We start from the raw sequence: 21,156 nt of genomic DNA on the forward strand, positions 1-21,156 counted from the left end.
GGCGCGCAGCAGGTTCATGCAACCCATGCTCGAACCCGTGTTGCGCGACCTGCTGCAACAACCCGCCGCCCGCACAAAAAAAGTGAGCCCCCGCTTCCGCTTCATTGACCTGTTCGCCGGCATTGGCGGCATCCGTATGGGCTTCGATGCTCAGGGCGGTGAATGCGTTTTTACCAGCGAATGGAACAGGTTCTCGAAAAAGACCTACATTCAGAACTACGGCGCCCCTCATCCGTTTGTGGGTGACATCGTTCCATATCCGGCAGAGGACGTGCCGGACCATGATGTACTGCTCGCCGGGTTCCCCTGCCAGCCGTTCAGTATTGCGGGCGTCAGCAAAAAGAATTCGCTGGGCCGCCCACATGGTTTCGAATGCACCACGCAGGGAACCCTGTTCTTTGACGTGGCCCGTATCATCGCCACCAGACGCCCCAGGGCGTTCCTGCTGGAAAACGTCAAGAACCTGCTTTCACACAACAAGGGCCACACCTTCAACGTCATCCTGCAAACGCTCAGGGACGAGCTGGGCTATGATGTGCATTACAGGGTAATCGACGGGCAGCACTTCACACCGCAGCATCGCGAACGAATCATCATCGTCGGTTTCCGCGAAAAAACGGGCTTCTCATGGGATGACCTGAAACTACCGGAAGAAGGTCCGCGCCTTGCGTCAATTCTGCACAGGACGGATGGCACAGAGCCGGTGCTCCCCTGGGATGGAGAGCGCTTTTTCGATCACGACAGGCGGGCCGTGCCGCTCCGATACACGTTGACGCCCAACCTGTGGGCCTACCTTCAGACCTATGCAGACAAGCACCGCGCCGCCGGCAATGGGTTCGGCTTTGGTATGGCCTATCCCGACAGTGTGACACGCACACTGTCAGCCCGGTATCACAAGGACGGGTCAGAAATCCTGGTATGGCAGGGCAGCAACAACCGGCCGAGACGCCTGACGCCACGTGAATGCGCCCGCCTGATGGGCTTCCCTGACGCTTTCCAGATACCTGTCAGTGATACACAGGCTTACCGTCAGTTCGGCAATAGCGTCGTCATGCCGGTCATGCAGGAAGTCGCCCGCATCATGACGCCCCACGTGCTGGCTCAGATCGCACATGAACGAAACGGCACTTCACCTGCATTGCCCCTGTTTTCCTGATGGTTGACGTAGTAGACCGCTTCATCCTACCCCCTCGGCACTCCGGGCCAAGTGATTTCTTCTGCTGAGGGGTCGAGGCGATGAAGGGCGATGCGATAGGCTTTCCATACTGTTAGGACGAGACATGTTCGTTGCCTAACAGAGGGAAAAATGTTCAGATGAAAAATTTCACTTGAACTGCTTCTGAGTTTATTTATGTTCACAACATTGACGAAGAGATAACCCATGCGCTATATTCATCAAGCATCTGCAAATTCAGGTGCCGGGATTATCAACCCGAATATCTACAAAGGCGCATACCACGCCAGACGTGGTTTTTTTATGCGTACATCCTGAACATCCTTCTATGGTGGACTGGATGGGGCAGTCGAAAGGCTGACCGGATTCCTTTGTAGCCGGTGTTGATAACCCTATTCAGTTCATCACCAATGAGATTATCAACTCCGGTGGTGATTATCCTAACTACAAAGGAATACCACTATGAAAAATCAACCTATTTGTTTATCTTTCCAAGAATCACATGACATACGCATACAATTATTAAATGGCGAACCATGGTTTTGCCTCGTTGATATATGTTCTGTTTTAGAACTGCAAACTCGTTCAATTGGTAAATTTCAACTTGATATGCAAGGGGTGGAAAAACTTTCCACTCCCACGGTCGGTGGAAATCAAGAACTGGTATTTATCAATGAACCGAATCTTTATCGAGTTATTTTTCGTAGTAACAAACTTGAAGCCAAACAATTTCAGAACTGGATATTTAATGAAGTTCTCCCTCAAATTCGAAAAACAGGGCAATATCTTCCTGAAAAACACCAACCTCAATCACCCGAAGTGTTTAACGGCAACGACCTCAACAACCTGGCTCGCCTGGTCTGGGAGATGAGTCACGGATTTCGTTTTGACAACTCATGGCGTCACGGCATTTGGTCTGCTCTGCGGCAGGTCACCGGGATTCCCTCTCCGAAACCGTTTCAAACCCGTCACATTCCTCTTATTGCCGAAGAATGCGTTCGGATTTTTCATCTGACGAATCGCTTCAAAGACGTCGTCGCAGACACAGAAAAACAGGTCATCCGTCGTGTTATTCGACAACGGGAAGACGCCGATAACGTCATTTCGGAAATGAACGCTTTACTGGAAGCGGCGGCACATCACACCGAACACACCTTGGCATCGACCCTGGAAAAGTGGCAACAGCGTGAATTAACGCAATTTCTTCACCGAGGCCAGACGACTTAAACCTCGCCTTTTTTTGACTTTTTACTCTCACCTTTTATCGGGCGGGGTCTTCTCGCCCTTGATAAAACACGACCCTAAATATCGATTTTTTCAACACATCACGCCCATAGAAAAAACCCCTCTGAAAAAGTGACTTTCAAAGGGGTGCCAATAGGGCTAACAACAAGGAAGCCATGACCATACCAAAGTAAAAAAGCAAATGATACTTATATCTGATTTTTTGTTAAAAAAAATTCATATAATGAATCATTCCTTTTTAAGGAATACGCTCTATTCCACTGATGAAATAGCCCCCCACTCCGGCCTATCAGGCCAAGCTATTTCCCCCGCCTTGGGGGCAAGGGGCTTTCCAGGCGAAGCGGGGTATTCTACAGAGGCATCAAGCTCAAGCGCCTCGAACAATGTAGTTGAATGCGATATTACGGGGCCGGTTTTCGTGGGCGGTGGGGACAACCCGGGAGGCATCAAACGCAGAGACGGAGCCCCAGTTATCAGGGTCGCCTCTTTTGATGGCCGCACTGAATTCGAGGTCTGATAAAAAGCCCCAGTGGCGGTCACCCAAGGTCCCCATTGCCCTTGCCTCACATACCCGAACTGGCCCGTGATGTTTCTGATGGCATCGCCCTGGGTGCTCAATACCTTTCTGCCTGTATCCACTTTTCTGCCGGCATCCGCGCCCCGAATAAATTCTCCCCGTAAGTCCGGCAATTGTCCTGAAGGATAGGCCAGGGCTAAGAGGGGATAGTGTGTTTTGTCAAATCGGTCTCCATTGCACAGACGCCACCCGGTCGGTGGCCTGTCCGTTGGCCAGGGCAGAGGCACCCCGACCGGGACTTCCAGACGTAATATTTGTGGCGTCACCGCATTCACATCGGTGGCGGTGAGCTGCACATCCTGAGTGAGGGATTTGCCATTAATTTTACGATGATACGGGATGGCCTCTTTGGCCAGTTCGACCGTTTCTGTCAATCCGAGGTTTTCTATAAATTGCGCTTTGTCCAGGATGTCCTTGCCGTTTTTCTTTTTAGACAGCTTTCGATTGGCCGCGTTTTCGGCACAGGTCTGGATGGCCTGATACAGTTGCGTATGTTCGTGTTTGTTTAATCTTGTCCCTGTTTTTTCAATGACGGTGCAGAGTTCTTCCTGGAGGGCATCAAAGAAGTCGCTGTTCAAATCCGTAGCACGGGTCCCGGTGGTGGGGTCTCCGTTGGTAAACCCCGGTTTGCCTTGCCCAAATTTGTCAGGTTGGACCGTGGGGGTGTCAATGCGATGCATGATTGTCTCCTTTGGGGTAAGCAAAAAGGACCTGGGTATGGGACGGACACAGGCGCTCTATCACACATTCGACCGCCCGCTCGCCCCAATGACGCAGGGGGGAATCACAGGCACTGACACAGGTCATGGTTCGTATCCTGGCCTCGGCAGGGATATGGACTCGCCAGTAATAGCGCCATCGGTCGCCCCAAGCGGGGTCAGGGGAGCGGTCAAGGTGTTGACACTGTTCCAGGGTGGCCGTGGGATAGCCCAACAGGCGGAGCTGTTCGAGGAAAAAGCCCTCATGCATCCCACCGACGGTGTTGACCTTGGCATCGAGAATCTGTTGGCGCTCTTCCCGGGTTTGGGGTTTGGGGTCAAGACAGGGGTCCGGCAAACCACAGAGGGTGTCGTAACGGTCGGTCAGTTCCATCGATTGGGCCGGGTTGATTTCCTTCATCAGGTCGTCGGCCCGCTGATGCACTCTCGCCAGAGACGGGGCCAGGCCGTCGAGCAGGGGGTTGTCCCCGGCCCAGGCAGGGCCGGGCGGTAACAGCGATTGTAACAGTCGCGTATAATCTTCATCTAAATTCGGTTTATGGGGCATAGGGCGTCCAGGTCACGGGGCCTGATACGGGCACCTCGGTTTTGCCCAGCAGAATGTCGGTGGTCGGCAGCCTCAACTGGTGGGCCACTTCTCCGGCCGCCAGGCTGATGACCTCCCTCAGGCGGGAGAGAAAAAGTGTGCTTCCCGGTTCGCCCTCCCGTTGAAAAAAGGCCTGGATTTCGGCGATGACGGCAGACCGGATGTCGGGCCGGTCGGTCGATAACGCGAGAGAAACAGGCACGGATTTGGGGTTCACCGCAAAGACCGTCAGGCCACTGCCCGCCACGGGAGCAAGGGGTAAAATGTGTTCTCTGACTTGAGTCAAGATGTCCTGTGTGGGTGCCGGATGGTCCGGGTCGTCGGTGGCCACCATGACGCCCACGGTACCTGGTCCGTTTTTATGTCGATGCGTCCAGGCGCGGCTTATTCCCAACACTTCTTTCGCCCAGCGCACGTAGTCTCCATCCGCGCCCCCTTGAGGGATGTCATATCAACGCGCGATGATGCGCTGTCGCCAGCGCTCCAGGTCTTCGATATCGTGGCCGCCCTGTATCTCATCGGCATAGCCCGTGGAAGAAAGCCCGGGTATCGGGCTCAGCAGTCTCAGGGCGGTCTTGTCTTCACAGTTGCCGGCCTGTCCTGCTTCCTGTGCCACCACAGGCACGCGAAGCACGCCGTTGAGGGCTGAGGTCATTTTTGTGGTGGTGTAGGTCTGCCCATCGTCTCTTTGTATTTCAGTATCAGAGGACATCGACAGGGCATTGGGCACCCCTTCCCAGCGCACAAATCCCGTGGCCGTCGTGGCCCCTTTACGCGGACAGCGCTTGATGTTCGCATGTCGCACCAGCCACGCTTCATCCGCCAGGTCCGGTAACATGTTTCTCGCTAAATAATCGAGATACCCGTATAAGGTGTGCACGGCCGCCGCCTGAACCCGCGCAGTGACTTCCGCATCACAGCGCCTTAACAGATTGTCTTCGTTCAATCGGGTGAACAAATCACTTCGGATGGTGTCGATTAAGGTCGGTAGTGAGGGGCGGGAGAATCCGCTATGTGGCATGAATGGCCTCCCAGATATTGTCAAAGGTGAGGGTTGTCGGGGGGCTCTGGCGCACGGTGAGGGTCAGCGTCGCGGTGAGCGTATCGAGACCGGAACGAGTGACCGCAATATCCATGCGATCCACTATTCCATCCTCCCTCATCCACTGGAGGGCTTGCGCGATATAGTCACGGGCTTTTTGTGCGGTCTGCGCGGTGAGCCTGCTTCGCCTGAGCAGATACAGTCTTGAGCCGATGCGGTCATTCGCCACCGTGGGCCACGTATCGCCCCACCAACCCATCGGGGTTTCGGTGTCGTCATCCGGCTCCGCCCGTCGCCAGGTGAACAGGGAGATGACCACCGCTCGGGTCAGGCTGTCTGAAACGGTCTCAGCAGGATGGCCATTGACCCTCATCATTTACCTCATCCTCTGATGAGGCTGGCCTGTGCTGCCCCCGCTGTCGCCCGAGTGGGTGTGACTGTTGTACTGGTCTCGCATTGAACTCAGGGAACCCAGCTTGTCCTGTATTTCAGACTGGGAGACGATGGATTTTTCAGCGGTGATTTCTCCGGAGGTGTCCACCCGAGGGGTATCGAGCACCACTTTATTTTTGGCTTTCACCACAAAGGTGTCGGTGGTGACTTCTATCACCCGTCCGCGTTTGAGCACAATATGGTCTCCTTCATCCGTATACAGGGCCACTTCTCCCGTTTGTAAGTCTTTGAGACGATAACGCCTGTCGGCCATATTGATGACGATGCCATGCGAGCGGTCGCCAGAGAGAAACAGGGCCACCCCTTCCGCGCCGGCATGGGCGGTGGAGGTGAATCCGTACGGCTCCAGGTATTCCATCCCTGCTTTCGTTTCCCCTGCCATCAAGGAGACATCCACTCGCTGGCAGGCCGCGGTGCTGTCAAGCCGGTTCACACAGGCTCTTGACCACAGGCGGGAGAGGTGTCGCTGCAACACAGACAGCATCTTTTGCATACATCACTCATTGATTGAAGTAAAAAAAATAAAACAGGACCGTATCAAAAAAAATTCTCTTCTTCTGACTTCTGTTCCTGAAGAGGGGGAATATAAGCCGCTTCGGGGGCCACGCGTAACTGGCAGAGGGTGCCCCCTTCATTCTGGGTATACACGACTTCTCCAATCACCAGCTCTCGATGGTGAAAACCCAGCACGGGGTCGAAGACGCTCACCCGCTGGTTTGGCTGCCATAGACTGCCGTTGCCTTGTCGCCAGCCTTGAACCGTATAGGTGGTTTCTTCGGTTCTGGCGGCGCGCTGTTGGGCTTCAAATTCGGCCCGTTGACGACAGCTCGCCCCGGTGGCCTGACCGGATTGCTGAATATGTTGCGGGCGATAACGTGTGATTTGGCGGTCTTTCGCTTTCGCTCTCAGCGCGGTTAAGGTGGCTTCGCCAAAATCGGCATCGTCACCACTGCGTTGTCCCGCCACCTGATATTCGGAAAAACGGTCCCGGATACTTTGCTCGGTATCACCGCTTAAAATATTGTCACCCCAGACCAACGCCGTCGTGGCTCGGTCATTCCCCACCCTGCCTATCAACAGATTGCCGTGCTCATCATCCCATGCCAGCGCCTGCTGGAGTCCCAGGGCTTTGTTTAAGACTTCATGCACCGTTTCACCGTAATCCGCCTGGAGCCTCTGTAATCGCGTTTTTGGAACACCTTGATTGATGACTGTGATGCCAAACGGCTTGGTCAGTTGGGTCGCTATTTGAATTAAGGTGTGATCGTCAAAATCGGTGGGCGAGGCCGCACAGTCAATCAAATCCGCGGTTTTACTCCGGCCGGTGATGCCGACATGGATACTGAGGGCATCGTAACGGACAGGCGTGGCTTCAATCCATCCGGTTAACACTTTATCCTGACCCATCAGGACTTCGACAAGCTCCCCTTTTTGAATTCTGGGCTGTAACGGCGCACTGCCCGACTCCCCAGGCCACTGGCGAGTGATTTCTACATTGAAATCGCGGGCAAGACGCTCAATCCCGGCGGAGATTTGGACACGCGTCCAGCCGCCCCAGTCACGCCCGTTGACGCGTAATATCACCGCATCCGTCATCGGAGAGGGACGCGTAATGGCTGCTGCGGGACAAACCCCGGATGAGGCACCCGATTACGTGAGGTGATGTCGGTTTCTCTTGCGGCATGGTCATACCACTGCGCCGCCAGAACCAAGGCGGGGCGCACGGTTTCTGGGGTGCGCAGGACCGTTTTTTCACCTTGCGCCAATCTCGTGGCCATATCACGATGCACCTCCGTTTTCACTCGCTGCAAGGCCAGAAAAAGCGCATCATCTGGCGATAATGTCTGTTCGCGCTCAATGGCCTGATTCAGCGCCTCTCTCACTGCCATCAATGTCTCCCACGTGACCGCGGTACTCTCAACTTCACTGTCTGACGCATCTAAACCTGCGTGCAAGGCGGGATGGGACAGATTGACCTGTATCTGACGTTTCTCACGTTGATTAACCGGTAACAGGGCGGTACGCGGTGGGGGCAGTTGTGTGAGTCGCAGGGCTGCCTCATGGATGGCCGTCATACGCAACAAAGCCGCAATACGATTACTTTGTCTACGTTCCGCCTGTACGCTGGGCCTATCGCTTTTCCAGACGCCACGCGGGGCCAAATCATGCCCCAGCGTGATGCCCGATAGCGTCTTGATTTGCTGGGTGAGCGTGGCGGCGTTGTGCGCGGTCCGCCTGCCCGAACGCCACAGTCGTTGTATGGCTTCAATCAGATGTTTACCGGCAGAGCCCTGTGCCAGGATGACCGACATATCCCCCTGCAGCAGGCGGGAAGCCGCGGCTATCCCGATGTCGATACGGTCAAAGGCCTGGGTGATATGGCCCATCCTGTCTTTGGCATTCGCCAGCACACCGGCCTGTGCAAAATCCGGCAAGCCTTTCAGGCCCACACGGGTAAACGCGTCAGAAATCCGATCGTTCAATGCGGAACTGGAAGAGAGGAGTGTTTGGCTCGTGGCGATGCCTGCGGTCGGAAAAGACAGTTCCCCGGCTTCGACGACACTGAAGCTGACGCGGCACAGCCGACCTTCACGGCCGCTGTGGCGGACCCGGACGTCACCTTCCATGCACACAGAGAGTTCGCCGTAGTACGGGTGAACCAGCGTTCCCGGCCCCGGGGTTTCGATGGCGATAATCAGTCTGTCTCTCTGGACCAGATAGTCTTCCCCCACCAGATAGGCACTGATTTGAAAGCGTCGGGTCGCCCGACCCAGGTCTTCGGTATAGGGTTGGTCGCGGTTCGGATATTCGTGCGTCTGGACCCGTCGACCCAAGGTGGCTTCATCCCCTTCGACCTGAAACGGCACGCCCCGAAACGAGGCGGGGTGTAACCTGTTTGTCCAGTCCGTCATCATCCCTCCTCAGAAAAAAGTGGGCCGTTTTTACCGCCGGGCAAAGCGATTGTATCCGACATCGTAGTTCAACCAGACAGGGGATTGCGTGGCGGGTTGCACGGTCATGCCGGGCGGGGCATTTTGAAAGGAAACGGTCAGTTCCCCGGGCTGGGGTCTTGGGCTGGCCAGTGATAACTGGGCGGGTGGGCGTCCCTCAATATTGAGCAGCTCTTTCAGGCGAGGGAGAAATCCCGTGTAACCTCGGGCCTGTTCAGCCTCCTGTAACCGATTGACCAGCAACGTTCCCACATTGGTATGCTGCCTTGCCGCCTCACCGCGGAGCGTGTCCAGCCGTTTCATCCAGTCAAACAGCACCGCAATCGTGACGGTGACCACCCCCATGCTGGCCATGCCTTTGAGACTCTTCGACAGCTTCATCACCTGAGCCTGTGCGCCTGACAGGCCTTTCCCCATCGATAATAGCCAGGACCCCGCCGTCAATACCGCGACGCTTTTGAGCCCGGTTTCCCAACCCCCTATTGCCTGAATAACGCCATCAATATTTCGCCAGACTGCTTTAATCATCGGGCCGATCGTTTCCCAGTTATCGACGATAAGTCCACCGCCTATTACCATTAACGTGACCAGTTTACCCAGCGTTGACATGTTCATCACGCTGTTAAAAATCTTGAAGGCCCGAGTGACCACCCCTACCGCCGTCGCGGTGCCCAGTAGATAAACACCCCACTGAGCCAATGATTTTATCAGTTCTGGATGGGCTTTTATCCAGTGACGACATTGCTCGATCAATGGCCTCACCCTGTTGAGTGTTCTTGTGATAGCGGGTAAAAAAATGGACCCTATAGTGACGCTGGCGACGTATATCTGATTTTTAAACAGCTGTATCGCATTGGCGGTAGTGGCCGCACGGGCGGCATATTCTTTCTGCATCGAGCCCGCGTACTTTTGTACGTCGGCCACTCTATCGAAGTTCACTTTTAATCGTTCAAGGTTGCTCAACAGCGGGGCAATGGCACCGAGAGATTCTGAGCCGAACAGCGCTTTCATGACCGCAGACTGTTTGGCTTTCGGGACCTGACTCAGTGTGTCGAGCACCTTCAGTAGCGCCCCTTTGGCGTCTTTTTGCATCTCCACGGCCAGTTGAGACGGATTGATGTTAAGAAAGCGCAGCGCCTTTTTCTGTAACAAGGTGGCTGATTTGCCTGAGGTTAACGCCAGCATCAATTTTTTAATGCCCGTCGCCGTCACATCGGCCTCAACCCCCATCCCCCCAATCGTCGCGCCCAGCGCCGCCATCTCACCCGAGGCCATACCGGCCACCGCGCCCAGTGGGCCAATCCGGGTCACAATGTCAGAGATTTTTGCGGCATTGGCCGGTCCGTGATTGCCAAGGTCATTGATTTTATCGGCCAGCGAGACGACCTCATTTTGCGTTAACCGGAACGCGGTACGCCAGGTCGCCATCATCTGACCGGCTTGCGCTGCACTCTGGTCAAAGGCCACCCCCATTTTGACGGCCGCACCAGCAAAGGCCAAGAGCTCGTTTTTGGCGATATTCGCCTGTCCCCCCGCCGCCACAATTTGACCTATCCCCTCCGCCGCCATCGGTAAACGATGGGACAGTGCGAGAATATCCTGCGACATTTTTTTAAACTGCTCAGGGGTCTCAAACTCAACGACTTTTCGGACATCTGCCATCGTGGATTCAAAGTCTATCGCTTGTTTGATGGGGCCGGCCATCGCCGTCATCACCCCTGCCCCCAGGGCCGCCGCGCCCACCATCCCTGCCCTGAATTCCTGCTTGAAGGTCTTGACTTCCCGACGCATGCCTTTGAGCGGGGCCGAGAGTTTGTCGACCGCCGTGATGATTGCTTTGAGTTCGACCTGGTCAGCCAAGGTGTTGCTCCTGCTGAATTCGAATCGCTTGCGCTTCTAAATCAAATAACTGATTCAAGGGACGCTGTCGTAAATCGAAGGGATTGATTCGCCAGAACCAGGCGATGTTGTAGAATCGTCGGCTGAGACGGCTGAGTTCTGGGCACCGGTAAAAAAACCCACGAGGGTCATCGACGCGACAAACACATCATGTAGCGCCAGCTGTTGTGCGGAGGAACGCGGTATCCCCGCCAGTTCAGGCAGATAAGCCAGGGCTGAACGCGTATCCAGTCGCATATCGCCTCGCTCAGAGTAACTGAAAGGAATGCCGAACTTTTCAACCTGATCGAAAGTGGGTTCCTGAATGTCCAGTACTGAAATGGTTTCGTTGTGGACCTTGATTGGCTTGCTGAGTGCGATGGAGGTCATTGATAAAATCCTTCCTGTCCGTGAAATTCGAGGTCAACGGTGCCCTCTTCGGTGTGGTGGTTGGCTTCACCCGAGAGCCAGGCGCCTGACAGCACATACACCTGCCCATTCGCCAGTTCGGCGGTGAGGGTCATCTGGGTCGCGCTGACCAGTTTTTGAAGGGGAAACGCGCGCTCGACGATAAAGGTGCCCTTGACAAAGGGCGCCCGGTGGGTTTCCTTGTAAAAGACCTCCCCATTGAGGCCGAGAATATCTTCCCGAACGACGGTGTTCATCGGCACCTCTATGCCGCCGCTCAGGGTCAGTTGTTGACCATCCACTTTGAAGTAACAGGTACCCGCGGTCTTTCTCATCAGACGTTCTCCTGGTATTGCAACCGAAATTGATTGATGACAGCAAAGACCCTGAGCGCATTCACATAATCGGGCGGAAACAGGACATCCAGCCGGTTCGGGTCATGCGCATGGCGCTCGACGATGAGATGGGCACGGAAAGCCTCCACATTTTCCACCATGCCTTCCCGCTCGAGCTGGCGATACACCGCGCACAGCTCCGCCCGAATGACCGAGGGCGTGACAATCGCCTGGCCGGCACCAAAGCGGGTGCCGTCGTCAGCGAGCTTGTGTCGTCCATACCTGGAGGTGATGACCGATTTGAGTCGCCTGAGGACAGACGCACTGGTGTGCAGGGTTTCGCTGTCGAGATAACTGTTGTCTGCCACGCCCGCCGCATTTTTTTTGTACGTCGTGATGTCGCGCTGTATCCGCAAGGCACCCCCTTCGACATACGCGGTCGCGATGCCATGGGACAGGAGCGATTGCTGCTCTGTCAACGTAAAGCGTTTGCCCACGGGCGCGGGCAAGACGCCGTTGAGCTCGCCTGTTTGGGTGGGTCTGGCGGGGTCTGCCCGCAGAAAAACCGCCGAGCGGGCCAGTCGTGCCGCCACCCCTTCATCCAGGCAGGTCTGGATGGCCGGTTCATAGCCGGCGACCGTCAGATGCGGTGAGTTTAAAGACTCGCCCAGGGCAACCAGTTCAGATAAGGAGCCCGTTTTGGCCGTGTACACATGACCGTAAAGTTGTCGGTACGGACTCCAGCGGCCGCTCTGGTCGTTCATTTCCTGCTCAAACAGGGCCAGGGTGTCGCTGTCGTGAAAGGGCAGACCGATAAAGTCAAAGGGGGTATCGCCCATCGCGGCGATGGCGGCCGTCACATCGGGGGTATAATCGTCTCCCCTCATCCTGTCGACCACTAAAGCCAGCCCCGGAGGCGAGGTCTCCTCTCCCGCTGACAGCGGATTCGTCGACAGGGGAATGTCGCGGCCCGTCATGCCCGAATGCCGGGCAGTCAAAAGAATCTCCCCATCCTCCCTGAGTCTGGCGGTCACCGGCAAATCCGATGCGGTGTTGATGGCCTGGGTGAGATGCTCGGCTATCTCATCGAGCGTCTGGGCCGGATTCACCGCCACCCGAAGGCGACGGCAGCCTATCCACAGGCTCAGCACCCCTGGAGCCTGAGGTCTGCCGACCAGGCCCAGACAGGACCAGGCCGGCCCACCGGGGGGCTTCGGCTCCGGCACCGCGATGACCCACAGTTCCCCCAAAGGGTCAATGCGACGATAGGCCGTCACCATGCGGTGCAGTTGACTCCCGCGGCCCGTCAATTTTTGAGCGAGCGCCTCAGTCGGCATCCTCACCGGGGTATTCGTCTTTATCGGGGCGTCGGGCAAAGCGTGACCGAGCAATAAGGCCCTGCGGCTCTCCTGGGCCGTATTCGCCCGGCTGTTGTCCATCTCCGCGTAAAACAGCGGGACGCGCAGGTCTGAGGGAAGGGTGTTGAAACTGATGCTCATGGGGTCTCCTCCGATGGGGGCATGTGTGGGGTCAGACGAATGTTCCCGGCAGGCATTTCTTCCTCAGGGTCTTCCTCAGGTGCTTCCTCAGGCGCTTCCTCAGGGTCTTCCTCGGGCGCTTCCTCAGGTGCTTCCTCAGGCGCTTCCTCAGGGTCTTCCTCGGGCGCTTCCTCAGGCTCTTCGTGGGGTTCGGGCAAAGGCACAGACGGCCCCTCACCGGCGCTGGCGCTGTCATCGGGCTGATCTTCGTCGCTGTCTTTGTCCAGGGGGCAGGGTTGATACCAGACGCCGCCCTTGTGCACGTACGTCACCTCTGCACGGTCAGGGACGGGCAACAGCGAGGTGCCGACGGGCAATCGTTCAAACCCCCTGTTTTCCCTGTATATGAACGCCTCCCCTCTCTGGCGCTGAAAGAAGGCCTTTGGCGCCGTCAATGTGCGCGACACCTCGTCATCGTCCAGGCGGCGAAACCAATCTCCCCCCTCGGGCAGACAGGTGCCGGTTTCATCGGGAGATTCGGGCGAGGGGGCTTTGCCATCGTGACGGCGCCGAAACCACCAGTGCCCCTGCGTGTACACATAGGTCCCGTCTTTGTTCCACTCTGTGGGCCTGGCCGGGATGCGTTCGACTTCCCGCGCGCCTAACCGTCGAAACCAGTAGCCCTCTTCGGGCACATAAGCCCCGTTGGGGGGCAGTGCCGTTTCAGGCAGGCCGTGATAATTGGGCATGGGCACGAGGCGCCCTCGGTTGGGTTTGACAAACATCGTCATTTGGTTGACTCCAGTGAAAGAAAGAGGTCGGGCTCAGGGGAAGGACGCTCGAGACAGAGGGTGCCCCATTCGGGCAACGCGGCCAACTCTTGCGCTTGACGGGTGTCTTCAGGGTGAATCTCGGTGCGGACCTGAAATTCAAATAAGTAATGATATTCCGCGCGGTTGGCCTCTAACGGCTCTCCCCCCGCATATTCAATGGTCCCACCCTCCGGGTCAGGTGCCCAACCGAGCAACGCGCGCCAAATGTCCGCACGTACGTCATGCAGCAGGTCCACCGAGGGCCGTCCCCCGCTCCCATGACGGCGGTGATGGAGAATCACCACCACAGAGAACCGTTCGGTGAGGGCCTGCCAATAGGCATTCTGGGCACGTTGTTCCCCCACGACCTCTTCTCCTGGGAGGACATAGGCCGCGGGGAGGGCCAGTTTGCCGCACTCGGGTAAATCTTCGTAGTGCGCCACGCTGCCGACCCTGTTTTCAAAACGGGGGCAATGGGCGCGTAAGGCCGAAATAACAGGACTCAATTTCATGAATGACTCCGTCGGCGCTCAGGCCGAAGTGATTTACGCAGTGCTTTCTTTAACGTGTAGCACGTCCAACTTTTCAGACGCATTAATGTGGCAACCATGTAATTTTGACGTTTCTCAATTCGCCAACCACCGCTCTTGTGGTGACTCTTTTGTCGTTTATGTTGTTTAGGCATGCCGTAGGACGCGCTGCGTACCCCGTGATGCAGAAAAACAGGGTAAAAATCGCCTGCAATATCTTGACTGCCTATCCCTCGCTTCTGATTGGGCGCTATCTTGACCATCAATCCGGGTCGTCGTGAGGCAGGGCGAGGGACGTGGTAACCGATAGATTGCGCTAGTCGGCCCGTTTGCCATCGGGGGGTCTCTCCTGCTTGAGAACGGCCCCCCCGCTTCATCAGTCGACGACGCGCTTCTTCCTGATGCCTTTGACCGATTTTCATAAAAGCACGGCGAACCAGGAGACGATTAAAGACCAGATCTTTGGGTTGATGAAACTCAATATGGAGATTATCCAAACTCATTTCCTCTTTCTGGTTGACTGCTGGTTTCTTCGCACGAAAAGGCCAGAAAACGACCCGCACTGTGGATATCCGTCACGCCACGTATCTGGTAAACCACACCCTTAATCACTGCTTGACTGCTGTCGTAAAGCGACTGTCTGTATCTCACTATGATTTTATGCGTGACGGTTTTGTTGATTTGAAAAGAATGGATGCGCAGGGTGTCACTGACGGGGATCAATTGTCCCCAAACCGTACACGCGCCTTGATTCGCCGCCTGTGTTCCACTGGCGCCTATCGGTTCATCCTGTCGCGTATAAAACAAAATGCGCTTGTTTAACTGTCCCGGCTCGGGGAAACGAGAATGCGCTCTACCATAATGAGGTGTCATAATCCGCTCAGCCTGTAGTCATCCACCAGAAACCTGAAAAACGGAAAAACAGATAACTGTTCTATATCTGATACCCCTCCACGATGCTCATATAACCCCGTCACCAGGAGCAGCATACCCTGAATAATCGCGGCATTGATAACCAGTCCGTCAGGGTCAGTTTTAGGCACGGATGCTTTGTAGAGATGACGGTTCAGATGGGCGATGGTTTTTTGCTCTACGGCGGCGATATAACTCTCCAGCAGCATATCTTCACTGTTATCGTCCAGTTCAATCCTGCATTGTCGTTTGACCTGTGCCTTGTTAATCCACATGGGGGTTTATTTCCAGTCAAAAAATGGCCTGCATCGGCAGACCATCCTGTTTAAGTGGATGACTCCCCACCATGATTCCCTGATTGACCGCTTTTCCGCGCACCTCCTGCATTTGACGGAGCGGAAGGTGAGACCTCTATCTGGGTTAAATTCCCTTTGATAAACGCTTCAGGACGGTAAACCGCGAGCGCCAGACGCTCTTCACAACGGATGGAGATCATGTTTTTTTCAAAATCATCGGTATTCTCGGTACTGATCACCACATTCGCTTCTTCACGGTCAAACAGTTGCGCCCCTAAACTGAATGCCCCCACCAGGAATTTGTCTTTAAACCCAGCGGCTTCTGTGACGACGACGGGCAAGCCCCACAATGTCGGCGTCGTCAGGGCTGCCGGATTGGAGAGGAGATAACGCCCCAGCGTATCCTTGATGAGTTCAATCTGTGCCCAGTTGCTGAAGTGCAACACATGTCCTGTCGCAGGAATACGGGCCAGTTGCGCTTGCAGCATGGCCAGACGCAAATCATCAATCGCGGTGCGGTGGGAGGGGGTTAATTCCGCCTGGAATGCAGTGGCCTGCGTGAAGATCCCGTTCAGGTTTGAACCGGTACCGTCCCCGAAGAGCATTTGCTGCTCTTCCACGTATTTGAGGCCATAACGCAATTCCATGTCGATCAGGGAGGCCAGTTGCGAAAAATCATCCAGAATCTGCCTGGATGCCTTAAAGAGATGGGCAATCGTGCGAACGGGGACTGTGCCTCTTCAAATTCAATCGTGCTATAGGGCTTAACGGTATTTTCCGCAACCGTCCTGGCATGATTGGTCAATCCTTTCTGCTTCACGTAGTAAATCGTGTTACTTTGCGTCTTTCCACTGGCGATCAAATCACGAATGAACAACCGTGGCTTCGGCTGGGTCAAGAGGTCTGATTGACGGTCTGGCGCGACAATCGTTCCTCTGACATCCGATGAAATCAGGGCGGCGTTAACCGGTGCTATCACCCGTTTACTCGATTCCATTCCCGAGCCTAAAGCCTGTACTGCCTCCATGCCCACCACCTGTTGACCGATAGAACTCACCACGTTCAACGCATTGGCCACCGGCATTTGGGCGATATGCTGTTCCACTTCCCCCACCTGGGCTTTCAGGGTTTTTTCTGCTTCGCGCAAGGCATTGAGTTCGACCGCCATTTTATCGACGGCCGCTCTGGTTTCTGAGGAAAGCTGCCCGGATTTTTGCGCTTCCTTCAGGGCTTTTTCTGCCTGGGCACTATATTTGCTGCTGGCTTCTTCAATAGAAGCGGTGACTTTTTTAAACATTTCATTCATCTCAGACATATAGTCTCCAGTTTAATGGGGTATTGACACCAGACGACGCAAGGCATTGTCCAGTTGCGTCCAGGTCTCGGAAGAAACCTCATGGGCAGCGCAGGGCGTACCGTGAGAGGGGGGGATAGCGCCCGGCATATCACCCCGTAAGGCGTTCAATAATCCTCGTCGTTCAGCACGGGGCGTATTGGCTTTTGCCAGGAGGGCATCCAGTTTTCTCAGGGCGGCGATGGGCGAATCGTTATCCTGTTGCGTGCTGTCTGAGGGCAGGAGGGCATCCGCAAACCCTTTCTCTATCGCTTCGCCTCCATTCATCCAGGTTTCCCTGTCCATCATCGCGGTGATCGTCGTTTCATCCATGCCGGTTCTGGCGACGTAAATCTCCCGCATCGCCAAATCAAAGGGCGCCATTTTTTCCGCCATGTCGGCAAAGTCATGGCGATGACCGACTGCCATACCCCAGGTGTTGTGGATCATCAGGAAAGCACTTCGCCCGATTTGTATCTCATCGCCTGACATGGCAATGATGGAAGCGGCTGAGGCCGCGAGTCCCAATATTTTCACAGTGACCTTGCCGGGGTATTCACGTAGCTGATTGTAGATAGTCAGCCCTTCAAACAGATCGCCCCCCGGCGAATTGATATTGACGGTGACCGCTTTCCCCTCCAGTGACCGCAATATTGCCCCCATTCGTTGAGCGGTCACGCCTTCGCCTGCCCAATCCTGCCCAATCGACTCAAATATCGATAGCGTATTCTCATCCTGGCTCGATGCCCTGATGCGGCTGTTCCACATGGCCAATGCGGACGGTAAAATTTCACTGGTCATTGTCGGACAGGGAAAAACCGCCGGTAATACCGGAAGGGCATTTTTTTTCATCGGGAAAAACTCCAGTTATTCTGTTGCTGGCCAGGCCAGGCGCTGCTCGGGGGATGAGAAGGGGATGGGGCAGGGCATCACCCGGCATTGAGCGCGGCTCGCGCTTTTTTGCCGTCATTTTCCTGTCCCAGTTGATGGAGTGGCGTCAGGTTCAACTGAACGGTATACAGCTCACCGCCCTCAATCGGCGGCAGATTTTCCAGCCGTCGCACATCATTGCGACTCATCCAGCCATTTTGTAACGCAGTGGTGTAATAGGCCGCTCGACCATTACTGTCCGTTCTCAGTAGGCCTTCCACAGAAAACTCTGCAAAATGGTCTTCGTCATTCTCCAGCAGGCAACGGGCGATCTCCTGTTCAATGTTCACCAGTAAGGGCCGTAATGTATTGGTCAGGAAAATCAGGTTCATCCCTTCTACGCTGGAGGCCCAACTGCTTTGTTGGGTCATATGACCGACCATAAACGGCGGGACACGATACCATCGACAGATTTCTTCGACGCTATGATCGCGGCTTTCCAGCATCTGAGAGGTTTGTGGGTCAAGGGTGATGCCATTGAATTTCATCCCGGCTTCCAGCAGCATGACTTTTCCGGTATTTTCTGACCCTGAAAATCGCTCAAGCTCTTTATTAAACGTGTCTCGTTGCTCCCTGGTGAGTAATTTGTCGAAAGTGACAAAACCGGATGCCGACATGCCTTTCTGGAAATACCGTGCCGCCGTTGTTTCGAGTGACATGGCCGAGCCAAACACCTCACGACCGGATTTCAGCGGCATCATGCCGCAAACCCCATCTAACCCAAAACCACGTATGTGCATCATGTCGTTATCTGCAATCACCCGGGGTTTTAATGACGGATCACCTCTGGGGTTCTCGGTATCATGGTATTCCAGTCGCCCATTATTCCGTCGTATCACGGTGATGTTTTGGGGTAATCGCGGGACTAATGCAATCAGACGTTGCCCTATTGTCTTTTTTTCAATAAAGGCATTGCCGCGTAAACATAAACTGGCCACCACCATCTGCATAAAGCGGGAGGGGGTCATGTCCAGGTTAGGGCGCCGACACAGGACGTTGTAAACAGGGTGTTGCTGCGCCAGGCTGCGTGAGCCATCCGGTTCGCGGTGATACAGTTTGAGCGGTAACGTGGATATCGATTCACTCAACAGCCGCACACAGGCCCAGACGGCGGACAGTTGCAGGGCTTTATCGGCCGTCACCACTTGCCCGCTTTGACTCTGGCTATAGTCATGAAACGACGACCGTGTCTCCGTGACATTCTGTGGCACCCCTAGCCAGTTGAGCAGGGCACTTTTGATTTTTCCGGGGGATTTGTGTTGTTTCACTACAGCCCTACCATAATCGGATTCGTTAAAAAGCCATCCAGATCGCCGATTTCTTCCTCCACACCCTCGGCGGCCCCGATGGCCATCGCCAACGCAACAACACCGTCAATGCGCCCGTTACTGCGACGTTTACTAAAAACCCGGTTGCCGTTTTTGTCTTCTTCAATCACGGTATTCGCGGCGTTCCAACGTAGGCAGGGGTTGAAATCAATACGTAATTCGCCACCGAGAAGACGCTGCTCAAACAATTCAATGGATCGCGGCATCCAAAGTCCGGATTGTTTTGATTTGCCGAAGCCTTGTCCGTGAGGCGTTAATACCGTATTCACCCCTTCGTTTTCCAGTTCTGGCCGTAAATAATCCATATGATACGCATCGTAGGCAATACGATTGAGGGTATATCGTGCAGATAATTCCGCTATCCGTTGGGCAACAAAACCCAGATTAATCGCATTCCCTGGCGGTGCGTTAAGATAACCTTCTCGCAACCAGGCATCGTAAGGCACTCTGTCGACCCTGGCACGTTCCAGCAAGGTGTCTTTCGGTGTCCAGAACTCGACATAAGCCACTTTTTCTTCCGGCCAATAAAGCGCCAGCGCCGTTAAATCCTGCTTGCCGGATAAATCCAGCCCCCCGTAGCAGGGTGAGTTTGCCAGCGCCCCTAAATCCAGCGAGGTTTCCTCACACGCCATCCAGCGATCACTATTTATCCAGGGATTCTCCGCATCGACCCACTGACAGAAATTAAGACGACGCACCAGGCTCTCTTTGGCGGGCATACCCCGGGCTTGCGTGACTTGCTCCTGCAAATAGCGATCGCTGAACGTATGACCTAATGAGGGATTGGCTTTTTTCCAGCAACCGTTCTCTTTAAAAGGGTCATCACCTTCGTCCAGCGAACAGATGAACGCAAAAAAGCTCTCATCTTCCATGCTCCCTTCTGCCACTTTACGCCCGTATTCGTGATAGTCGTAGCACACACTGGTTTTGTTATGGCCGCTATTGGTGATCATGAAAATCAATGCCTGTTGGCGGCCTTTGGTGCCCGCCCGCATCATTTCAACGACCTGATGACTTTTGTGTTCGTGAATTTCATCAATCAAGGCACAGTGAGGACGGGGGCCGGATTGCCCATTATCGGCGCTGATAGGCCGGAAAAAAGCACTGGCCTGTAAAAAGGCCAGATTCCATTCCTTGCCCGCCCCACCGGATTTCTGTATTCGTTCGGCCAGCCTGGGCGATTGGTCTACCATGGCGACCGCGTCACGAAACAGGATCATCGCCTGGTCTTTTTTGGTGGCGGCGGCGTAGACTTCGGCTCGCGCTTCATTATCGGCCACCAGACAGTACAACCCAATGCCCGCCGCCAGAGGGGATTTCCCCGATCCTTTCCCTGCCTCAACGTATGCCATCCGAAACCGGCGTTGTCCTTCACTGTTTTTCCAGCCGAAAAGGGAGCCCACGATAAAACACTGCCAGGGTAGCAAATGAAACGGCTTGCCTTCATAGATACCGCCGTTCAATTTCAATACGTTGAAAAAAAAACGAATAGCCCGCTGAGCTGCCGATAAGTTCCACAGGATACCGCGGGTATTCGCCGTGGCTAAATCCCGCAAGTGACGTTGACAGGCATGACGAATATCAGGCCCGGCAAGCTCCGCGCCTGAAACTACCGCAGTGGCATAGTCTGTGGCTAAATCAGTGAGCGAAGAATTCGTCGAGTTCGTCAGGTTCTTTTTCCGTGTCATGCGTCCTCACCTTTGTTCTTGCCGCAGGTGTCAAGCCAAATTCCACCAGATAACTTTTAAAGCGTTTATCGGCATCAGACAGCATGGAAACGGCGGGATTGGCCTTGATTAATACACCGTTCTGGGAATGCACCTCAAATGTTTCCCCCTTTCTCTGTATCATGGCGCGATACCGTAGAATTTCATCGTAAATATCACACAGCCTTTCCAAAGCAAAAGCATCAGCGAGGGTTAACACGCTCATACTATTGAGTAATTGAGTCAGCCGTTCCCAGGTGTCTTTTGCCGTATTGGATAAATGTGTTGGGGGTTGCGCTGAATAAGGTGGTGGTGTAGGCTCAGCGCTATTGAGGGGTCTTCTTCCCGGATTGCCGGTCACTAATTTTAATGCGGTGGGTTTTGGGCGTCTTCCCGCCATCAATATATCCTTTTTGTCAAGATTTCACAAAAAGTGTCTATATTTCAACTATATACGATATTT

At 54.8% G+C, this 21,156-nt stretch carries 21 protein-coding genes and 4 pseudogenes; 2 read left to right on the top strand and 23 right to left on the bottom strand.

Features of this window, described 5'->3' with window-relative positions; all coding sequences use genetic code 11:
• The first annotated feature begins 16 nt into the window (after window positions 1–16).
• Window positions 17–1,156 carry a DNA (cytosine-5-)-methyltransferase gene (dcm, locus tag AACL23_RS04525; RefSeq protein WP_422389641.1) on the top strand — a complete coding sequence of 380 codons (1,140 nt, stop codon included), beginning with the start codon at window positions 17–19 and terminating at the stop codon, window positions 1,154–1,156.
• A 26-nt stretch (window positions 1,157–1,182) separates the two neighbouring features.
• Here dcm and AACL23_RS10220 read toward each other — a convergent pair whose 3' ends face one another.
• Complete coding sequence (locus AACL23_RS10220) at window positions 1,183–1,383, bottom strand: tail fiber assembly protein (RefSeq protein WP_422389623.1); 201 nt, start codon at window positions 1,381–1,383, stop codon at window positions 1,183–1,185.
• A 253-nt stretch (window positions 1,384–1,636) separates the two neighbouring features.
• Between AACL23_RS10220 and AACL23_RS04530 the strand changes: the two genes are divergently transcribed.
• Entirely contained in the window at window positions 1,637–2,401 is a 765-nt protein-coding gene (locus AACL23_RS04530) for a BRO-N domain-containing protein (protein ID WP_339050378.1), read from the top strand.
• A 385-nt stretch (window positions 2,402–2,786) separates the two neighbouring features.
• Here AACL23_RS04530 and AACL23_RS04535 read toward each other — a convergent pair.
• From AACL23_RS04535 to AACL23_RS04640, 22 genes and pseudogenes are all read right to left on the bottom strand, one after another.
• Window positions 2,787–3,676 (bottom strand): annotated as a pseudogene (locus AACL23_RS04535) (phage tail protein).
• Window positions 3,663–4,262 (bottom strand): YmfQ family protein, encoded by a 600-nt coding sequence (locus AACL23_RS04540; protein WP_339050382.1) that lies wholly within the window; start codon window positions 4,260–4,262, stop codon window positions 3,663–3,665. Before AACL23_RS04540 ends, AACL23_RS04535 begins: the two are co-directional and overlap by 14 nt.
• Window positions 4,252–5,322: pseudogene (locus AACL23_RS04545) on the bottom strand (baseplate J/gp47 family protein). The gene AACL23_RS04540 and the pseudogene AACL23_RS04545 overlap by 11 nt, the downstream one beginning before the upstream one ends.
• On the bottom strand, window positions 5,312–5,716 hold the full coding sequence (locus AACL23_RS04550; protein ID WP_422389642.1) for a phage GP46 family protein: 405 nt from the start codon (window positions 5,714–5,716) through the stop codon (window positions 5,312–5,314). Before AACL23_RS04550 ends, AACL23_RS04545 begins: the two are co-directional and overlap by 11 nt.
• A 3-nt stretch (window positions 5,717–5,719) precedes the next feature.
• Window positions 5,720–6,289: a phage baseplate assembly protein V gene (locus AACL23_RS04555; RefSeq protein ID WP_339050386.1), complete on the bottom strand. Its 570-nt coding sequence runs from the start codon at window positions 6,287–6,289 to the stop codon at window positions 5,720–5,722.
• A gap of 44 nt (window positions 6,290–6,333) precedes the next feature.
• Complete coding sequence (locus AACL23_RS04560) at window positions 6,334–7,392, bottom strand: phage baseplate assembly protein (RefSeq protein WP_339050388.1); 1,059 nt, start codon at window positions 7,390–7,392, stop codon at window positions 6,334–6,336.
• Complete coding sequence (locus tag AACL23_RS04565; RefSeq protein ID WP_339051590.1) at window positions 7,389–8,708, bottom strand: DNA circularization N-terminal domain-containing protein; 1,320 nt, start codon at window positions 8,706–8,708, stop codon at window positions 7,389–7,391. Before AACL23_RS04565 ends, AACL23_RS04560 begins: the two co-directional genes overlap by 4 nt.
• Window positions 8,709–8,738: 30 nt before the next feature.
• A complete protein-coding gene (locus AACL23_RS04570) occupies window positions 8,739–10,607 on the bottom strand; it encodes a phage tail tape measure protein (RefSeq protein WP_339050390.1) in 1,869 nt (622 codons plus the stop codon).
• Window positions 10,608–10,661: 54 nt separating this feature from the next.
• Window positions 10,662–11,015 (bottom strand): phage tail assembly protein, encoded by a 354-nt coding sequence (locus AACL23_RS04575; RefSeq protein ID WP_339050392.1) that lies wholly within the window; start codon window positions 11,013–11,015, stop codon window positions 10,662–10,664.
• Window positions 11,012–11,368: a phage tail tube protein gene (locus AACL23_RS04580; RefSeq protein ID WP_095033970.1), complete on the bottom strand. Its 357-nt coding sequence runs from the start codon at window positions 11,366–11,368 to the stop codon at window positions 11,012–11,014. The genes AACL23_RS04575 and AACL23_RS04580 overlap by 4 nt, the downstream gene beginning before the upstream one ends.
• Window positions 11,368–12,867, bottom strand: a complete 1,500-nt coding sequence (locus AACL23_RS04585; protein WP_339050397.1) for a phage tail sheath subtilisin-like domain-containing protein — start codon at window positions 12,865–12,867, stop codon at window positions 11,368–11,370. Before AACL23_RS04585 ends, AACL23_RS04580 begins: the two co-directional genes overlap by 1 nt.
• Window positions 12,864–13,070: a hypothetical protein gene (locus tag AACL23_RS04590; protein WP_339051663.1), complete on the bottom strand. Its 207-nt coding sequence runs from the start codon at window positions 13,068–13,070 to the stop codon at window positions 12,864–12,866. Before AACL23_RS04590 ends, AACL23_RS04585 begins: the two co-directional genes overlap by 4 nt.
• A gap of 477 nt (window positions 13,071–13,547) precedes the next feature.
• Window positions 13,548–13,637: pseudogene (locus AACL23_RS04595) on the bottom strand (hypothetical protein); the annotation flags it as partial.
• On the bottom strand, window positions 13,634–14,170 hold the full coding sequence (locus AACL23_RS04600; RefSeq protein ID WP_339050399.1) for a phage tail terminator protein: 537 nt from the start codon (window positions 14,168–14,170) through the stop codon (window positions 13,634–13,636). The gene AACL23_RS04600 and the pseudogene AACL23_RS04595, both read right to left, overlap by 4 nt.
• Complete coding sequence (locus AACL23_RS04605) at window positions 14,167–14,691, bottom strand: hypothetical protein (RefSeq protein WP_171967328.1); 525 nt, start codon at window positions 14,689–14,691, stop codon at window positions 14,167–14,169. The genes AACL23_RS04600 and AACL23_RS04605 overlap by 4 nt, the downstream gene beginning before the upstream one ends.
• Window positions 14,678–15,061 carry a phage head closure protein gene (locus AACL23_RS04610; RefSeq protein WP_339050400.1) on the bottom strand — a complete coding sequence of 128 codons (384 nt, stop codon included), beginning with the start codon at window positions 15,059–15,061 and terminating at the stop codon, window positions 14,678–14,680. Before AACL23_RS04610 ends, AACL23_RS04605 begins: the two co-directional genes overlap by 14 nt.
• Entirely contained in the window at window positions 15,058–15,375 is a 318-nt protein-coding gene (locus tag AACL23_RS04615) for a head-tail connector protein (RefSeq protein ID WP_171967324.1), read from the bottom strand. The genes AACL23_RS04610 and AACL23_RS04615 overlap by 4 nt, the downstream gene beginning before the upstream one ends.
• A gap of 50 nt (window positions 15,376–15,425) precedes the next feature.
• Window positions 15,426–16,711, bottom strand: a pseudogene (locus tag AACL23_RS04620) (phage major capsid protein).
• A gap of 12 nt (window positions 16,712–16,723) precedes the next feature.
• Window positions 16,724–17,581, bottom strand: coding sequence for a head maturation protease, ClpP-related (locus AACL23_RS04625; protein WP_339050401.1), 858 nt, complete (start codon window positions 17,579–17,581; stop codon window positions 16,724–16,726).
• A 77-nt stretch (window positions 17,582–17,658) separates the two neighbouring features.
• Window positions 17,659–18,927, bottom strand: coding sequence for a phage portal protein (locus tag AACL23_RS04630; protein ID WP_339050402.1), 1,269 nt, complete (start codon window positions 18,925–18,927; stop codon window positions 17,659–17,661).
• Entirely contained in the window at window positions 18,927–20,675 is a 1,749-nt protein-coding gene (locus AACL23_RS04635) for a terminase large subunit (RefSeq protein ID WP_339050404.1), read from the bottom strand. The genes AACL23_RS04630 and AACL23_RS04635 overlap by 1 nt, the downstream gene beginning before the upstream one ends.
• Window positions 20,626–21,093, bottom strand: coding sequence for a phage terminase small subunit P27 family (locus AACL23_RS04640; RefSeq protein ID WP_339050406.1), 468 nt, complete (start codon window positions 21,091–21,093; stop codon window positions 20,626–20,628). Before AACL23_RS04640 ends, AACL23_RS04635 begins: the two co-directional genes overlap by 50 nt.
• Window positions 21,094–21,156: the final 63 nt, after the last annotated feature.

The sequence above is a fragment of the Candidatus Williamhamiltonella endosymbiont of Tuberolachnus salignus genome (assembly GCF_964019775.1).
GTDB classification, from domain to species: Bacteria; Pseudomonadota; Gammaproteobacteria; order Enterobacterales; family Enterobacteriaceae; genus Hamiltonella; species Hamiltonella defendens.

What these genes read in the sequence shown, in the direction of transcription:
- AACL23_RS04640 (WP_339050406.1), bottom strand. Translation starts at nt 21,093, where the DNA reads ATGGCGGGAAGACGCCCAAAACCCACCGCATTAAAATTAGTGACCGGC.
- AACL23_RS04600 (WP_339050399.1), bottom strand. Translation starts at nt 14,170, where the DNA reads ATGAAATTGAGTCCTGTTATTTCGGCCTTACGCGCCCATTGCCCCCGT.
- AACL23_RS04550 (WP_422389642.1), bottom strand. Translation starts at nt 5,716, where the DNA reads ATGAGGGTCAATGGCCATCCTGCTGAGACCGTTTCAGACAGCCTGACC.
- dcm (WP_422389641.1), top strand. Translation starts at nt 17, where the DNA reads ATGCAACCCATGCTCGAACCCGTGTTGCGCGACCTGCTGCAACAACCC.
- AACL23_RS04615 (WP_171967324.1), bottom strand. Translation starts at nt 15,375, where the DNA reads ATGTGGATTAACAAGGCACAGGTCAAACGACAATGCAGGATTGAACTG.
- AACL23_RS04635 (WP_339050404.1), bottom strand. Translation starts at nt 20,675, where the DNA reads ATGACACGGAAAAAGAACCTGACGAACTCGACGAATTCTTCGCTCACT.
- AACL23_RS04530 (WP_339050378.1), top strand. Translation starts at nt 1,637, where the DNA reads ATGAAAAATCAACCTATTTGTTTATCTTTCCAAGAATCACATGACATA.
- AACL23_RS04560 (WP_339050388.1), bottom strand. Translation starts at nt 7,392, where the DNA reads ATGACGGATGCGGTGATATTACGCGTCAACGGGCGTGACTGGGGCGGC.
- AACL23_RS04580 (WP_095033970.1), bottom strand. Translation starts at nt 11,368, where the DNA reads ATGAGAAAGACCGCGGGTACCTGTTACTTCAAAGTGGATGGTCAACAA.
- AACL23_RS04605 (WP_171967328.1), bottom strand. Translation starts at nt 14,691, where the DNA reads ATGAGTTTGGATAATCTCCATATTGAGTTTCATCAACCCAAAGATCTG.
- AACL23_RS04625 (WP_339050401.1), bottom strand. Translation starts at nt 17,581, where the DNA reads ATGAAAAAAAATGCCCTTCCGGTATTACCGGCGGTTTTTCCCTGTCCG.
- AACL23_RS04555 (WP_339050386.1), bottom strand. Translation starts at nt 6,289, where the DNA reads ATGCAAAAGATGCTGTCTGTGTTGCAGCGACACCTCTCCCGCCTGTGG.
- AACL23_RS04575 (WP_339050392.1), bottom strand. Translation starts at nt 11,015, where the DNA reads ATGACCTCCATCGCACTCAGCAAGCCAATCAAGGTCCACAACGAAACC.
- AACL23_RS04565 (WP_339051590.1), bottom strand. Translation starts at nt 8,708, where the DNA reads ATGACGGACTGGACAAACAGGTTACACCCCGCCTCGTTTCGGGGCGTG.
- AACL23_RS10220 (WP_422389623.1), bottom strand. Translation starts at nt 1,383, where the DNA reads ATGGGTTATCTCTTCGTCAATGTTGTGAACATAAATAAACTCAGAAGC.
- AACL23_RS04610 (WP_339050400.1), bottom strand. Translation starts at nt 15,061, where the DNA reads ATGACACCTCATTATGGTAGAGCGCATTCTCGTTTCCCCGAGCCGGGA.
- AACL23_RS04585 (WP_339050397.1), bottom strand. Translation starts at nt 12,867, where the DNA reads ATGAGCATCAGTTTCAACACCCTTCCCTCAGACCTGCGCGTCCCGCTG.
- AACL23_RS04540 (WP_339050382.1), bottom strand. Translation starts at nt 4,262, where the DNA reads ATGCCCCATAAACCGAATTTAGATGAAGATTATACGCGACTGTTACAA.